This is a genomic window from Paenarthrobacter sp. NPDC018779 (assembly GCF_044391085.1).
GTDB lineage: Bacteria > Actinomycetota > Actinomycetes > Actinomycetales > Micrococcaceae > Arthrobacter.
Genome location: NZ_JBIRZS010000012.1, coordinates 52,468 through 67,051, shown reverse-complemented (window position 1 = coordinate 67,051; position 14,584 = coordinate 52,468). Strand labels below are relative to the sequence as shown.

The following is a 14,584-nucleotide window of genomic DNA, read 5'->3' as shown; positions in this document are numbered from 1 at the left end:
ATAAAATCACCCTATGGAACTGGGAGCCATGATGTGGGCGGAGGTGCTGACGGTGTCGACAGCGTGGTTCACCGTCGTCTGCCTCTTGCTGGCCCGCGTTCCCAAACTGCCGTCCATCATGGACGACGCCTTGGATGACGAGGACTAAGCCCGGACCATCCTGTGCTCAGGCAAGGAGTACCAGGACGGATCGCACAGTTGCCGCCTTCCGTCCGGGACGAAGCCGTTGCGCCGGTAGAAGGCCTGGGCCCTCGGATTGTCGTCGAGGACCCACAGGTACGCCGGCCCGTCGCCGAGCAGGGCATCCACCAGCGCCTGGCCCACGCCACGGCCGTGGACGTACTGCAGGGTGTACAGCATGAACAGTTCCACCTCGCACGGGCTGTCCTCATCCCTGCCTGGTCCCGACGCAGCGATGCCCATGAGTTCCCCGTCAGGTCCGTGGGCCAGCATCCTCCGGTGGCCGGCGGCAATATATTCCCGGTACCGCATAGTCCTGTCCGGCAAGGCAGCTTCCTGCTTGGCGAAGAACTCCGGCGGCAGCAAATGGCCGTAGCTCTCCCGCCAGGCCTGGACGTGCATGATCGCCATTGCCTCGGCGTCATCCACCACTGCAGCGCGAAGGCTGAAATCCATCAGCGCACCCGCGCGATCGCGAAGCCGTCCCAGCCCTTGCTGCCCACGGTCTGGATGGCGGTGGAGTCCAGCCGGGGATCCTGGCCCAGCATGTCCAACGCACGGATGATGCCGGGCGCATTCACTTCGTCGCGTTCCGGTTCCAGGATGGAGCCGTCCCAAATGACGTTGTCGATCACGATCACCGTGCCGGGATGTCCCAGCCGGATGGCCCAATCGAGGTAGTTCGAATCGTTTTCCTTGTCCGCATCGATAAAGACGAAGTCGAACGCTTCTTCGGCCACCAAGGTGGGCAGCGTGTCAAGGGCAGCCCCCACGCGGATGTCCACCTTGTGGCCCACCCCGGCGGCGTCGAGGTTGGCGCGGGCCACGTCGGCGTGCTTCTGGAGGTATTCGCACGTGACAAGGCGGCCGTCGTCGGGCAATCCCTGCGCCATCCACATGCTGCTGAAGCCTGCCAGCGTACCGATCTCAAGGACCCGGCGCGCGCCGGAAACCTGGACCAGCATCTTCAGCAGCTTCCCCGCATTGGGAGCGACTTCGATGGCCGGCATGCCTGCCTCGACGGCGGACGTCAAAGCCCGTTCGTGGGCAGGGTCCGGACGCACGACGACGTCAGTCAAGTAACGCTCCACCTCAACCCAACCGGGCTCGGTCACGTGTTCAATCATGCGCCCCAGTCTTGCACCCGGCGCTGCCGTGCGGAAGGAACTACTCCTGGTTCTTGAGCGCGCCCTCGAGCCGTTCCACCTTGCCGGTCAATTCACCCGAGTAGCCGGGACGGATGTCTGCCTTGATGACCAGGGAGACACGGCTGCCATAGCGCCCCACCGCCTCGGTGGCGCGTTTGACGACGTCGAAAACTTCGTCCCATTCACCCTCGATGGTGGTGAACATTGAGTCTGTCTGGTTGGGAAGTCCGGACTCCCTGACGATCTTCACCGCGGCAGCGACGGCGTCGTGCACGGAGGCGTCTGCGTTGGGCGAATCGTTGGGAGCGGAAGCGGGCTGGCCCGAAGGGGCTACTGAGAATGCAAGCAACATGAAAACCAGTGTTTCACGTACCGGTTTGTCATATAACAGGCTACTCCCGCGTAACCACTGGGGATCAGCGCTCCATTGCTAGTCTGGGCAGCATGGAACTGCCCTCCGAACGCAAGCCCCTCAGGGCCGACGCTGCACGCAATGTGGACAAAATCATCACCGCGGCACGTCAGTGTTTCCGTGAACACGGCCCCGAAGTGCCCTTGCAGACCATTGCCGCGACGGCCGGGGTAGGTCCCGCAACTCTTTTCCGCAACTTCTCCGACAAAGAACAACTGGTGCTTTCCGCCCTGTCCCGCGAGCTTCGCCAGCACGCGGATCCGGTAGCCCAGGAGGCCCTGGACGGCATGGACGCCGCCGAAGGGCTCATGAAACTCATCGACGCCGTGATGCGCGTGGCGAGCGATGAAGCCAACCTGCTCAGCGCCGTCGCCGGACGCCGCGGACTCCTGGTGGGCATCACCCGGGGCCTCATCGACACCATGGCCACGCTGCTGGAACGCGGACAGGGACAGGGTTCCCTGCGCCGTGACATCACCATCGAAGACATGGTGCGTCTCGTGGCCATGCTCATCGGCTCCGTGGACACCATGGAACCTGGCTCTGAAGCGTGGAAGCGTCCGCTGGCCTTGGTTGAAGACGCTATCCGCACCGAGCGCCCCTCGCGTCCGCTGCCGGAACAGTCGGACATTCCGGGCGTATCCTTCGAAGCCGTTTAGGACCCGGAGCGCCTAGCCCCAGCCGATCAGCCGCAGCAGGGCCGCCGCGGCTGCCCCGGAGATCACCACCACAAGGAACGGCGCCCGGAGCAAAAGCGCGACGGCGGCAGCCACCAGGGCGCCCATGCGGGCGTCCAGCACCAACCCCTGGCCGGAAGCGACGGCATTGACCACCGTCAGCGACGCCAGCAGGCCAATGGTCATGGTTCCAGCGATGTGCATGATCCGCGGGCTCTTCAACAGCTTTGCCGGTACAAAGTAGCCCACCAGCTTGGTCAGGTAGGCCAGCGCACAGGCGATGGCGATCCACAGCCAAAGATTCATTCCGTGCCGCCTTCCTGCCGTGCCCGGCTGCCCAGGCCCTTGCTTTCCGGATACGGATCAATGTCCGGTTCCAGGCCCTCATCCATGCGGGCATGGCTGAACCAGCCGATCACCCCGGCCACCAGCGCCGCCACCAGAATAGGGACGCCGGAGGGAACAAACGGGACAGCCAGGATGGTGGCCAGTGCGCAGGCAGCGGCAATCGCCCATGGTTCCCGGCCCTTCAAGCGCGGCCACAGAAGGGCGAGGAAAGCGGCAACCGCGGCTCCATCGAGGCCCCACTGCTTGGGGTCGCCCATGGCATCACCCGCGAGTGCTCCGATCGCCGTGAAGATATTCCACAGAACGAATATTCCAATGCCAGCGGTCCAAAACCCCCTGCGCTGCTCGTCCACGTCGGATTGGCCGGACGCCGTAGCCGTGGACTCGTCGATGGTGATGTGCGCCGAGACGTAACGCTTCCACCCGCCAGGACGCAGCATCGCGTTGATCTGCATGCCGTAGATGCCATTCCTGAGACCGAGCAGGGCGCTGGCCGTCATCGCTGCCACGCCTGAGCCGCCGCCTGCCACTACGCCGATGAAGGCGAACTGCGAGCCACCGCTGAACAACAGCAGGCTCAGCACCATGGTCTGCCAGAAATCGAAACCGGAAGCCACGGACAAGGCACCGAAGGAAACTCCGTACAGGCCCGTCGCAATGCTCAGCGAAAGAGCGATCTTGAAGGCCGGTGAATCCCTGAGCCTCACTTCCGCAGGCTCCACGACCACAGGATCAGTGGAATCTGCAACGGCAGGCGCAGGGTGTGGATCCGTCGCTCCTTCTGTGAACCGTACGGACCATAGGCTCGTCGCAGCGCGTCAATATGCCCGGCCAGGAATGCTGCGAACATCGCGGTGGTGCCGTCAGCAGCAACCTTGCGGGTAGCGGGGATCAACAGGCCGACGGCGGCAGTCACCTCCAGCAACCCGGAGGAGGCGATCCATTCCTCGCGGGACATAACTGCCAAAGGACCGTTCGGGGCACCACCCGGCTCGTCATTCCGGCACAAGTATTCCGGCACCACGGGGTTGTAGAAGGAGGGTGTCCGGAAGTGCTTCATGGCGCTGGCCATCAGGAGCGCGCTCAAACCTATGACTGAGAGGGTATGTGTTGCCTTGGGTGACCAGCGAAGTGACATGAGACCACTCAATCACAACGGCCGCAACGCCCGCCAAAGTTTCGTCTATCTGCTGGGCACGCTCAACTGTGCCAGGACCTGTGCGGGCCGGTTGGTGGTGATCTCGTGGATGCCAAGGCCCTGGCACAGGGCAACGTCCTTTTCGGAGTCCACCGTCCACACCCGGAAAATGCGCCCGGCATCCAACCACCGCTGTACGTTGCGGGCATGTTCCCGCACATAGTCGATGCCCGGACCAGCGATGCCTGCCTCGCCCTCGTCCAGAACTCGTTCGGCTTCCTGCTGGGCTGCCTTCATGACGTTGGCCACGGCGCCGGCCGTGATGGGTCCCAGCCCCAGCTCGTCGCGCAATTCCCTGACCGTGAAGTTGTCCACCAACTGGCAGACATGCTCTGGAGGTACGTCTTCCAGCAGGCGCTGCACGGAATCCGTGTCGAAACTCATGAAGGAGACCTGGATGTTGTCCACGCGTGAATCCGTGGGGGTCCAGCCCTCAGCCGCCAACAGATCCAACACCCGCTCCTCAAGCTTCAGCTGGTAGGGACTGGGGTGCTTGAGTTCGATGGCCAGGCCGATCTCACGGTCGGCTCCGCGGAGGATATCCAGGAGCTCCGGCAACGTCAGGAACTGGTCCGAGATCCCACCGTAGGCCTCGGGAATCCTGGCACCCTTCCATGATGAGAAGTCCAGTGCACGCAGTTCTTCCAGGGTCTTGTCCGCCACGGTGCCTGTGCCGTTCGAGGTGCGGTCCAGAGTGGCGTCGTGCAGCAACACCACGTGCTGGTCACGGGTGAGGTGGACATCGCACTCCACTCCGTCGGCGCCGTCGGCGATGGCCTTCAAATATGCGGCACGGGTGTGCTCGGCGAACGCAGCACTGGCACCGCGGTGCGCGTAGACCCTGGGGCGCGGGGAGTCGAAGGATTCACTGGTCATGCAGCCACGGTAGCCCACGCGCCTGCACGCACAGCGCTAGTCTGGGCTAATGCAGGTGAACTCTGAACAAATCCCAGCCGAAGACGTCACCAACCCGCCCCAACCAGCCCCAACAACAGCTGCGGGTACCCGCAAAGCGCGTTCCGCCGTCGTCGGTCTTTCCGATGGTGACTTGGAGAAGGCGGCCGCGCTGCGCCGCATGAAACGTCTGGCGCTGTCCCTGCTGCTGGTCATGGCCGTGATCTTCCTGTTCGCGTTTGCGCTGCAGAAGCAGTACCCGTGGCTCGAGTACGTCCGGGCCGCGGCCGAGGGCGGCATGGTGGGTGCGTTGGCCGACTGGTTCGCGGTCACGGCGCTGTTCAAATACCCCATGGGGCTCAAGATCCCCCACACCGCCATCATTCCGCGCCGCAAGGACCAGATCGGTGACTCCCTCAGCGATTTCGTGGAGAGCAACTTCCTCTCGCAGGAAGTGGTGCAGGACAAGCTCGCCAGCATCGACATCGCGCGGAAGGCCGGCACCTGGTTGTCCAGCCCGGGAGGCCCGGAGCGCGTGGCCAAGGAAGGCGGCGCCCTCATCCGCGGCGCGTTCACAGTCCTTAATGACGACGACGTCCAGGCAGTGATCGAGGGGCTGGTCCGCAAGCATCTGCTCACCCCTCCCTGGGGCCCGCCCGTAGGACGCATGGCTGAGCGGATCTTCGCCGACGGGCACCACCACAAGCTCGTGGACCTGCTGGTGGACCGCGCCGCCGACTGGGTGGATGCCAACCACAACACCCTGAACCGGCTCGTCTCGGACCGCTCGCCGGTGTGGGTGCCCACATTCGTGGACGGGCTTGTGGGTGACAAGGTGTACGTGGAGCTCCTGAAGTTCGTCCGCGCAGTCCAAAACGACCCCAACCACCAGGTCCGCCAATCCATTGACACGTACCTGACCGACCTCGCCCAGGACCTGCAGCACGATCCCGCCATGATCGAGCGGGCCGAGGCCATCAAGGCCCAGATCCTGGGCGATCCCGAGGTCCGCGAACTGGCGTCCCGCACGTGGGGAACCGTCAAGAATGCCCTGCTGACCGCCGTCGACGATCCCAACAGTGAACTGAGCCAACGGTTCAAGAGCGCCGTGCGCGATTTCGGCACCCGGCTGGTCAACGACGCCGAACTGGCGGGGAAGGTCAACGCCTGGATCGGAGACGCCGCAGGGTACCTCGTGAACACCTACCGCTCGGACATTGCGGGCGTCATCTCGGACACGGTTGCCCGCTGGGACGCCGAGGAAACGTCACAGAAGATCGAGCTGCAAGTGGGCAAGGACCTCCAGTACATCCGGATCAACGGCACCGTGGTGGGTGCCCTGGCCGGATTGCTGATCTTCACGGTGGCGCATTTGATTTTCGGGTAGGGACCGCGACTAGTGGCGGGTTCGGCGGCCCGCACGCGCAGCGAAGTCATCCAGTGCGGCGATGATGTCTCCGGCGATCCACACCCGAACGCCGCCGACTTTTCCAGCGGGATTCAGGATGCCCAGCGCTTCCAGGCGCTGGACAGCCCGATAAGCCGTGGCCGACGAAACGCCCGTCAGGTCCGCGGCCATCTCCGCTGTAACTGCCGGCTCCCTGGGCAGGAGTTCGACGATTTTCAGCACGGAATCCTGCGCCATTCCCAGCCGATCCCGGTAATCCTGCATAGCGGACTGAATGTCTTCAGCCAAGAGCCGCCCGTGCTCCACGGCCAGGATGGCGGACTCGGCGAACCGTTCCACGATCGGCAGGACATCACCTTCGCGATAGGCGTCCAGCGCGTCAAAGTACAGCTTCGTATTGGTCAGGAGTCCCGAGGACACCGGAATGGTCACCCGCTCGGTGACGCCCTTGGCCCGGAGCAGGGCGCTGACGGTCGCCCGCCCGGTCCTGCCGTTACCGTCGGCGAAAGGGTGGATGGTCTCAAACTGCGCATGGGCCAGCGCCGCCTGTGTGAGTGCTGGAATATCATCACGGCGCATGAAAGCAACCAGGTCATCCATAGCCTCCATGACGCGCTCGTGGTGCGGGGGTACGAACTCGGCCGAATGCGGCGAGTTGCCGCGGATCCACACCTGCCTCTGGCGGTATTCACCGGCGATGGTGTGGTCCGAGGAATGCAGCAGCGTGTGGTGCATAGAGCCGATATTGTGCACACTCAGGTCCTCGGACAATGCGATGGCCGCTTGCATGGCACTGACGTTGGAAGCAATCAAGGAAGCGTTGACGCTGGACCGATCACCCAACTGGGCCAACAGGATCCTTCGCGCGCCGGCTGTGAGGTTCTCGATCTCCGAACTTGAAGCGGACTCACTGCGCAGCAGCAGCGCTGCGAAAGGAGCCGAGTCCTGCCCCAGCTCAGCGTCAAAGCGCACCATCTCAACGGTTGCCGCCTCCACCAGCGACTGGGTCCTTGAATCAACGTCCGGATCGATGTCCGCGATCATCGCGGGAACGGCAGCTTGGTACGGTCCGCGGGCCAGGAGGCGTTGCCTCCGGGAGACGCCAACGGCGGGCCCGGCTGACCAGGGCCGCTGTTCATAGGCGATGGGTGGCCAGTCAGTCATGGCGCTCCTTGCGAGAATAAGAGAGCTCAATTTTCTCATAAATAACGGTTCATGAGAAAATCGGCCATCGATTTTCTCACCTAAGCCCATTCTTGAGAAAATCCCGCGCCGCCATTCTCACCCCAGCAGATGCACCATCTGCCCGGGCCGGGCTTGCCCCAGGGAATCCAGGTCCTCGTCCCGCACCACGGCGATCACCGGTGATTCGCTCGTGGCCGGATGGTCTGCGAGGGCGATGACAGGAAGGCCCGACGGCGGCAGCAGGACCGAGCCGGCCACCAGCGGTTGGGTGCCGGGTGCCGGAGACCCGTCAAGGGACAGCGGCCGTCCGGCCAACCGGGCGCCCACGCGGTCCGACTCCGGCGAGAGAGTCCAGGGTTCTGTGGTCAAGCGAAGCCAAGTGCCGGCGTCGTACGTTTGCGCGTCCGGTCCGGGCGATACCCTGGCCACCACGGGCCGTTCCGCATCCAGGGCACGCCTGGCGGGCTGGTTCACGGAGGGGAAGCCGTGTCCGTGGGGCCGGCCGAACGCAAGGGTGCGGCCGGTATGGAGGGCATCGGGCTGGGGCTCGATCCCGCCCTGCACGGCAAGGTAGTAACGGATCCCGAACAGTGCGCGTCCGAATTCCAGCACGGCCCCTGGAGCCACCCGCACGGCTTTGTTCATGGTGAGCTCGGAACCGTTGAGCCTGACCAGGCCTTCCGCGCCCGTCACGGCAATGGCGGTTCCCGTCACGAACCTCAGCCGGAGGCCGCCCACCAACGCTTCAAGGCAAGGTGCCGAATCGTGGTTTCCCAGCAAGGCGTTGGCCAAAGCGGGGGATGCGCGGTCCAGGGCCTTGTCCGGCGGCACAACCAGGGTCAACGCGCCGGGATCCATCACTATGGCACTCATCGGGCCTCCTTTGGCTGCAGTCCGAACACCAGACTAGGCGAACGGCTGGATCTCCACACCCGCCTTTTCGAGGCCGTTGCGGACGGCTGCCGCCATCTCGACGGCGCCGGATGTATCGCCGTGGATGCAGAGGGAATCGGCTTTCACGGAGACCACTGTTCCGTCCTGGGCCACCACTTCGCCGCGGGTGGCGATCCGCACGGCTTGGGCCACTAAGTCGGCGGGATCGTGCAACACGGCGCCTGCCTGCGAGCGCGGCACGAGCGTCCCATCAGCGAGGTACGCCCGGTCCACGAAAGCCTCGCGGAACACGGGGTGTCCGGATTCCTCGGCGAGGTTCAGCCAAGCGGAGTCCGGCAAGCCGAGCACCGGGAGCCCGGGATCATAGGCGTGGACAGCGGCAACCACGGCTTCCGCCTGCGCGGGGTCGTGGACGATCCGGTTGTAAAGGGCACCGTGCGGCTTCACGTAATCCACGGAGGCGCCGACGGCGTGGGCCACTCCATCCAACGCACCGAGTTGGTAGAGGACATCGCCAAAGAGTTCATCGAAGCTCATATCCAGCGAGCGCCTGCCGAAGCCCGCGAGGTCCCGGTAACCGACATGCGCGCCCACCCGGACGTCGAGGTCGAACGCGGCCCGGCAACTGTCCAGCATGGTCAGCGGGTCTCCGGCGTGGAATCCGCAGGCAACGTTGGCGCTGCTGACGATGCGGAACATCGACGCGTCGTCGCCCATTGTCCAGGAGCCGAATGACTCTCCGAGGTCAGCGTTGAGGTCCACTGGTACCGCCTTCCAGGCTTTGGTTTTTCGCGTTGGCCGGCAGCAACTCGCCGGGAACGGTTGCAGGCAGGGCGCCGAAAGCTTCCTTGGCGGTAGCGATGACTGCCCGGCCCATCATGAGGTTGCCGGCACCGCCCACCACGGCGCCAACCCCGAAAGGCAGCGCACGGCCAAGGAACGCCGAGCCCTGTTTCTTCACAAGGTTCTTCAGGAATGCCCGTTGGATCGCGTCCCGGATGACACCAAATCCGCTGCCCGGAATCTTCTTGGTCAGCGTCCGTCCCCACGCGTGGGTCACGCCTTTGCTGCGGCCCAGCGATTGACCGCTCAGCGCGCCCAGCAGCGAGGTCCCTTCCTCGCCGAGCATGATGGCCATGACCATGGTGCGCGCGCGTTCGGGATCGGTCAGCCGGATGCCGTGCAGTTCGGCCAGCGACGACGCGTACAGTGCGGTGGTCTCCAGAAATCCCACGGTGGCCAGGGCGGAGAGACCCAGCGACGCTGCGGTTCCCAGGCCAGGCACGACGGCGATGGCACCTACCCCGGCTCCCCCACCTGCCACTGCGGTCAGGTAGTCGCGTTCCAGCTTGGCGGCCAACTGGTCCGGCGTCGCGTTGGGGTGCCTGCGCTGCATCCTCCTGAGGTTCGCGAGGACCAGCGGGCGCTGTACTTCGACGGCTTTCAGCAGCACGTTGTGGACGCCTGGCTTGGTGTTGCCTTGGGCGTCGAACACTGCGTTGTGGGCTGTTTCCTGGGCGATTCGTACCGCCGGGTTGGGTCGCTTCGGCATGATCACAGCCTATGCCACGCATTACCGGTGAGGGGCCCGTTGTGCGCGCCTTCAGGCCCGGATTCCGCGCAGAGCGGACCCCACAAGGTGCAGCCTCCGGCGTAGACTGGGGGCATTCACGGAAGCAAGTCCACCCACGGACAGGGAGTATCCGTAATGAGCGCAACCGACAAGCCAGAACACGTCATCAGGCACCACACCGACGCCCCGGCCGAAGGCGAGACGGACGGTTGGGTGGCGCACGACGTCGGCCTCCACAGCCAGGATCCCGCCGAAGGTCCGGATATTGACGACGGCGACGCTCCGCCGTCGGGCGCTTCATAACTGACGCTCCTCCCGCACCCGTGCGGGCGCCCCTCCCCCGCCGGCTTTGCCAGGTCTAGGCTGGAGTGATGGTGGCTCTGAGGGCGCTGCGTCCTTTCGCACACCGGGAATTCCGTGTGCTGATTTCCGCGTTGTCCATCTCGATTTTCGGCTCCGGCATGTGGGCCGTCGCCATGGTCTACGAGGTGATCCACCTTGGTGGGGGTCCGCTGGAACTGTCCCTGGTGGCGACGGCAGCGAGCATCGGCCTGGTGGCGTTCGTCCTGGTGGGCGGGATCGCGGCCGACCGTTTTCCGCAGCGCCTGCTGATCATCGCGGTTGAGGGTGCCAACCTCGCCGTCATCGCCACGGTATCCCTGTTGGCCATGCTCAACGTCCTGCAGCTGTGGCATCTGGCTTTGGGAGCCTTCGTGCTGGGTGTTGGCCAGGCGTTCTTCTTTCCTGCCTACTCGGCCATCCTCCCCCGGATTCTGCCCGCCGAGGACCTGTTGGCGGCGAACGGGATGGAAGGGACCGTCAGGCCCATCCTTCAGCAGGCCGCCGGTCCTGCACTGGCCGGCATCATTGTGGCGTCTTTGTCGCCCGCGTTTGCCGTGGCCGGGGTTGCCGTGTGCCACTTCCTGGCCTTCGGCATCCTTAATTTCCTGAGCAGGCAAACCTTGGACGCCCGCGGAGTGGCCCCGGCTGAGGGGATGGCGCCGGCTGAGGGGATGGCGCCGGCTGAGGGGCCCACCAAGTCCTCCTTCTTTTTCGATCTCAAGGAAGGGTTCACCTACACCCTGCGAACCCCGTGGCTGTTGTGGACCCTGATCTGGGCGTGCCTGTCCGTGCTGTTCCTGATCGGTCCCATCGAAGTGTTGTTGCCGTTCGTGGTCCGGGACCAATTGGGTGGCGACTCGAGGATGTTTGGGTTCCTGCTGGCCATCATGGGTGTCGGCAGCGCTGTCGCTTCGCTGACCACGGCGTCATTCCCCCTGCCACGGCGTTACCTCACGGTGATGGTGGTGACGTGGGGGCTGGGAAGCCTTCCCGTTGCTGCGATCGGCTTCATCACTGAATTCTGGTGGTTGGGCGCGGCCATGGTGGTGTTCGGCGTAACCGAGGGAATCGGTGTAGTCATTTGGGGAACCCTGCTGCAACGGCGTGTGCCTCCGCATCTGCTGGGCCGGATTTCCAGCCTGGACTTCTTCGTCTCGCTGGCTTTGATGCCCGTGTCCATGGCCTTGGCCGGTCCGGTTGCCGAGGTGGTGCCGATCTGGCTGATCTTCTTCGTGGGCGGTTTGGTTTGCCCAATCATGGCGTTCATCGCGCTCTTCGCGGCGCACATGGGCACCGACGAAATCGCCCATCCGCTAACCTCGTCGGACATGGATTCGGCCGAATCGCCCGACAGCCAGCCGGACGCTGTGTAGGGGCGCTTCCTGCACTTGCTCGCCGCGCACCCCCGCTCTCCGCGGCCGTTCCCGCCCCCTGCACCCGCACCCGCTCTACGCACCCACACGGCACACCCATCGCACCCGCACCCGCTCCACGCATCCACAAGAACGGGCGCGATCGGCGGGAACGGGTGCGCGCCGGATTGACGGGCGGGACCCCGGGCGCGATCGGCGGGAACAGGTGCGCCCCCTCAAGGAACGCCCCCGCACGGCGCACGCCCATGCACCCACGCCCGCCCTGCGCACCCGCACCCGCCCTGCGCACCCACACGGAACACCCATCGCACCCATAGCCGCTCCACGCACCCGTAAGAATGGGCGCGATCGGCGGGAACGGGTGCGCCCCGCACGGCACACGCCCATGCACCCGCACCCGCCCTGCGCACCCACACGGAACACCCAGCGCACCCATAGCAGTTCCACGCACCCACAAGAACGGGCGCGATCGGCGGGAACGGGCGCGCCCGGACTCCGCGGGCGCGCCTACGCTCGAGCTGGGCCGGTGGTGCTGCGAACCACCAGGTGCGGGGTCCGCACCTGGTGCGCGGCCGGCGTCGGGCTTTCCAAGCGGTCAATGGCGCGTTCGACGGCGGCACGCGCCAACAGCGGTGCGTCCTGGCTGATCGAGGACAGGCGGACGTAGCTGAGCCGCGCAAACTGGCTGTCGTCGTAGCCGAGGACCGAGACGTCCTCCGGGACGCGGAGCCCGACGGCCCTGAGGCTTTCCAGGACGCCGAGGGCGCAACGGTCGTTGAAGGCGATGATGGCCGTGGGCGGGTCCGCGTGGAGTTCCTGCCCGGCGCGCAGGCCGTCCTCTTCCGTTGGTCCGCCGGCCACGATCCGGGGCTCCAGGCCCCGCTTGAGCATTTCTGCGCTGAAAGCCTCGCGGCGCTGTGGACCGGAGACGGTGCCGCCGCCGTCGACGTGCACAATCCGTTCGTGTCCCAGCGAGGTGAGGTGTTCGATCGCGATGCGGATTCCCTCGAAATCGTCGCTGCTGACGGAGTCCAAGGCCTCGCCAACATCGTCCCGGAGGAGGCTGACCACGGGCACCCGCGCGGCATAGCCCGCCAGTTCGGGCTCTCCGAGCATGGGCGAGATCAGGATCAGGGCCTCGCAACCGAGGTCCAGGAGTGATTCGACGGCCCGCTGTTCCGGGCGGCCGTTGGCTACTGCGCTGAGGGCGATGTCGTAACCGCGTTCGGTGGCGCCGGCATAGGCCGCGTCCACGATTTCGGCATGGAAGGCGTGCGCCGTGGAGAAGCTGATGCCCAGGAGCCTGGTCCGGCTGCTGCGAAGGAGCCTGGCACGGCTGTCCGGGCGGTATCCGAGCCGCCGGGCGGCTTCCTGGACTTTGAGCCGGGTGGCCTCGGACGCACCGGGAGCGTCGCGCATCACGATGGACACGAGCGCGCGGGAAACCCCTGCCGCTTCAGCGACGTCCATCAGTGTGGGGCGTTTGCCTGCCATGTCCCTCCTCCGCCGGAGCCAGTCTATAGAACGATCCAAGACTGCCCCGCGCGGAACTTAACGCGGACTTTAAGACGTGCGGCCGGTCGCGACTCAGACGACCGACCGCACTTAGCCCGGTTATCTGCAGTGACGGCGCCCCGGGCGGGCCCCAGAACCCGCCACATCCATCACTGCTAACGCAACGTTGCCCGCGGAACTGCGTCGAAAAGGGCGACAACACAGATTGCGATGCAACGACATAGGCACTGGATATGTGCAAACCCCTCCCTAAACGTGACGGGTGGTTTCGAAAAAAGTTTTCGGGGGCGGATTCGGGTCAGCGGCCCGGGTAAACCACTGCCTTGAGTTGGCCCGCTTCCTTGTCTGCGCGCAGTGCTGCCTCGGCTTCATCGAGTCCGAATTTCCCGGTAACAAGGATGTCCAGGTCCACCTTGCCGTCAGCGAGGAGCTGGATCGCCAGGGGCCACGTGTTGGTGTAGCGGAACACGCCGGACAGCCAGATCTCCCGGTTCTGGATATGGGACACGGGAAGCTCCACGTCATCGGCGCCAAGGCCCACCAGGATGACACGGCCCGCAGGTCCCACCGCCTTGATCCCGGAACGGACCGCGGCCGGTGCGCCGGAAGCGTCAATGAAGGCATCGACGTCGAGCCCTTCAACGCTGTCCGTCAGCGCGTTGAGCGCGTGGGTGGCACCATGCTCCAAGGCGAAGGCCAGACGGTCCTCCGCGATATCCGTGATGTGGATTTCGGTGGCCCCAAATGCCCGTGCCGCCTGGGCCGCGATAATGCCGATCGGTCCGGCACCGGCAATGAGGACTCTGCTGCCCGGCTTCACCTCCGCGCGCTGGCAGGCCCACAACCCCACGGACAGCGGCTCGATCAGGGCCGCGGCCTCATCGCTCACCGAGTCCGGGATGGCGTACGCGAAGTCGCCCTGGATGGCGACGTACTCGGCGAACGCACCGTCCACCGGCGGGGTGGCGTAAAACTCCATGTCGGGGCACAGGTTGTACCGGCCGGCCTTGCACTGCGTGCAGCTCCGGCATGGCCGTTGGGGCTCGACGGCGACCCTCTCACCGATGCGGGCGGGATCCACAGCGGTCCCGACGGCGGCAATCCGCCCCGACAATTCGTGGCCGAGGACCAGCGGATGCTCCACCACGAAATCACCGATCCGGCCGTGCTGGTAATAGTGGACGTCGCTGCCGCAGACGCCCACAGCGGCCACTTGGACCAGGACCTGGTCCGGATGCAGCTGCGGTACGGGGAGTGTCGCCTGGCTCATCACTCCTTGGCGTTGCAGGACCGCGGCACGCATGGTGGCAGGCATTTGGGGGTGGTCCAGCAAGGGCGTCAGTGCACTTGTCATTTCGGAGTTCCTTTGGCGCGTTGATTTTCCTCAAGGCTAGGCAGCCGGGGCGGGGACAACTAGCGCCGGAAGTACGCCATACT

At 65.2% G+C, this 14,584-nt stretch carries 18 protein-coding genes; 5 read left to right on the top strand and 13 right to left on the bottom strand.

Features of this window, described 5'->3' with window-relative positions:
• Positions 1-13 precede the first annotated feature (13 nt).
• Positions 14-148: a hypothetical protein gene (locus ACH488_RS13670; RefSeq protein WP_397324967.1), complete on the top strand. Its 135-nt coding sequence runs from the start codon at positions 14-16 to the stop codon at positions 146-148.
• Here ACH488_RS13670 and ACH488_RS13665 read toward each other — a convergent pair.
• The 3 genes from ACH488_RS13665 to ACH488_RS13655 are packed head-to-tail and all read right to left on the bottom strand — an operon-like array spanning position 145 to position 1,680.
• Complete coding sequence (locus ACH488_RS13665) at positions 145-636, bottom strand: GNAT family N-acetyltransferase (RefSeq protein ID WP_397324965.1); 492 nt, start codon at positions 634-636, stop codon at positions 145-147. The two genes, ACH488_RS13670 and ACH488_RS13665, sit on opposite strands and share 4 nt — an antisense overlap.
• The gene (locus ACH488_RS13660) at positions 636-1,307 is read right to left on the bottom strand and encodes an O-methyltransferase (protein WP_397324963.1); all 672 of its coding nucleotides are present in this window, start codon (positions 1,305-1,307) and stop codon (positions 636-638) included. The genes ACH488_RS13665 and ACH488_RS13660 overlap by 1 nt, the downstream gene beginning before the upstream one ends.
• Positions 1,308-1,347: 40 nt before the next feature.
• A complete protein-coding gene (locus ACH488_RS13655) occupies positions 1,348-1,680 on the bottom strand; it encodes an MTH1187 family thiamine-binding protein (RefSeq protein WP_397324961.1) in 333 nt (110 codons plus the stop codon).
• Positions 1,681-1,772: 92 nt separating this feature from the next.
• Here ACH488_RS13655 and ACH488_RS13650 point away from each other — a divergent pair, with 92 nt between their 5' ends.
• Positions 1,773-2,399: a TetR/AcrR family transcriptional regulator gene (locus ACH488_RS13650; RefSeq protein WP_397324960.1), complete on the top strand. Its 627-nt coding sequence runs from the start codon at positions 1,773-1,775 to the stop codon at positions 2,397-2,399.
• A gap of 12 nt (positions 2,400-2,411) precedes the next feature.
• Here the strand turns inward: ACH488_RS13650 and ACH488_RS13645 are convergent, their stop codons facing one another.
• The 4 genes from ACH488_RS13645 to ACH488_RS13630 are packed head-to-tail and all read right to left on the bottom strand — an operon-like array spanning position 2,412 to position 4,839.
• Positions 2,412-2,723, bottom strand: coding sequence for an AzlD domain-containing protein (locus ACH488_RS13645; protein WP_397324958.1), 312 nt, complete (start codon positions 2,721-2,723; stop codon positions 2,412-2,414).
• Complete coding sequence (locus tag ACH488_RS13640; RefSeq protein WP_397324956.1) at positions 2,720-3,472, bottom strand: AzlC family ABC transporter permease; 753 nt, start codon at positions 3,470-3,472, stop codon at positions 2,720-2,722. Before ACH488_RS13640 ends, ACH488_RS13645 begins: the two co-directional genes overlap by 4 nt.
• Complete coding sequence (locus tag ACH488_RS13635; RefSeq protein WP_397324953.1) at positions 3,469-3,903, bottom strand: hypothetical protein; 435 nt, start codon at positions 3,901-3,903, stop codon at positions 3,469-3,471. The genes ACH488_RS13640 and ACH488_RS13635 overlap by 4 nt, the downstream gene beginning before the upstream one ends.
• Positions 3,904-3,948: 45 nt before the next feature.
• On the bottom strand, positions 3,949-4,839 hold the full coding sequence (locus tag ACH488_RS13630) for a glycerophosphodiester phosphodiesterase (RefSeq protein ID WP_397324951.1): 891 nt from the start codon (positions 4,837-4,839) through the stop codon (positions 3,949-3,951).
• Between the two features lie 49 nt (positions 4,840-4,888).
• Between ACH488_RS13630 and ACH488_RS13625 the strand changes: the two genes are divergently transcribed.
• Positions 4,889-6,244 (top strand): DUF445 domain-containing protein, encoded by a 1,356-nt coding sequence (locus ACH488_RS13625; RefSeq protein WP_397324949.1) that lies wholly within the window; start codon positions 4,889-4,891, stop codon positions 6,242-6,244.
• 9 nt (positions 6,245-6,253) lie between these two features.
• Here ACH488_RS13625 and ACH488_RS13620 read toward each other — a convergent pair whose 3' ends face one another.
• From ACH488_RS13620 to ACH488_RS13605, 4 genes are all read right to left on the bottom strand, one after another.
• Positions 6,254-7,429, bottom strand: a complete 1,176-nt coding sequence (locus ACH488_RS13620; protein WP_397324947.1) for a Fic family protein — start codon at positions 7,427-7,429, stop codon at positions 6,254-6,256.
• A 117-nt stretch (positions 7,430-7,546) separates the two neighbouring features.
• Entirely contained in the window at positions 7,547-8,323 is a 777-nt protein-coding gene (locus ACH488_RS13615) for an allophanate hydrolase (RefSeq protein ID WP_397324945.1), read from the bottom strand.
• 33 nt (positions 8,324-8,356) lie between these two features.
• Positions 8,357-9,106 (bottom strand): LamB/YcsF family protein, encoded by a 750-nt coding sequence (locus tag ACH488_RS13610; RefSeq protein ID WP_397324943.1) that lies wholly within the window; start codon positions 9,104-9,106, stop codon positions 8,357-8,359.
• Positions 9,090-9,896: a hypothetical protein gene (locus tag ACH488_RS13605; protein ID WP_397324941.1), complete on the bottom strand. Its 807-nt coding sequence runs from the start codon at positions 9,894-9,896 to the stop codon at positions 9,090-9,092. The genes ACH488_RS13610 and ACH488_RS13605 overlap by 17 nt, the downstream gene beginning before the upstream one ends.
• 156 nt (positions 9,897-10,052) lie before the next feature.
• On the opposite strand from ACH488_RS13605, the gene ACH488_RS13600 reads away from it, so the two are divergent.
• On the top strand, positions 10,053-10,220 hold the full coding sequence (locus ACH488_RS13600) for a hypothetical protein (RefSeq protein WP_397324939.1): 168 nt from the start codon (positions 10,053-10,055) through the stop codon (positions 10,218-10,220).
• Between the two features lie 68 nt (positions 10,221-10,288).
• Complete coding sequence (locus ACH488_RS13595; RefSeq protein ID WP_397324937.1) at positions 10,289-11,632, top strand: MFS transporter; 1,344 nt, start codon at positions 10,289-10,291, stop codon at positions 11,630-11,632.
• A gap of 507 nt (positions 11,633-12,139) precedes the next feature.
• Here ACH488_RS13595 and ACH488_RS13590 read toward each other — a convergent pair.
• Together ACH488_RS13590 and ACH488_RS13585 are read right to left on the bottom strand one after the other, a co-directional pair.
• On the bottom strand, positions 12,140-13,126 hold the full coding sequence (locus ACH488_RS13590) for a LacI family DNA-binding transcriptional regulator (RefSeq protein ID WP_397324934.1): 987 nt from the start codon (positions 13,124-13,126) through the stop codon (positions 12,140-12,142).
• Positions 13,127-13,445: 319 nt separating this feature from the next.
• Complete coding sequence (locus ACH488_RS13585; RefSeq protein ID WP_397324932.1) at positions 13,446-14,501, bottom strand: NAD(P)-dependent alcohol dehydrogenase; 1,056 nt, start codon at positions 14,499-14,501, stop codon at positions 13,446-13,448.
• Between the last annotated feature and the right edge of the window lie 83 nt (positions 14,502-14,584).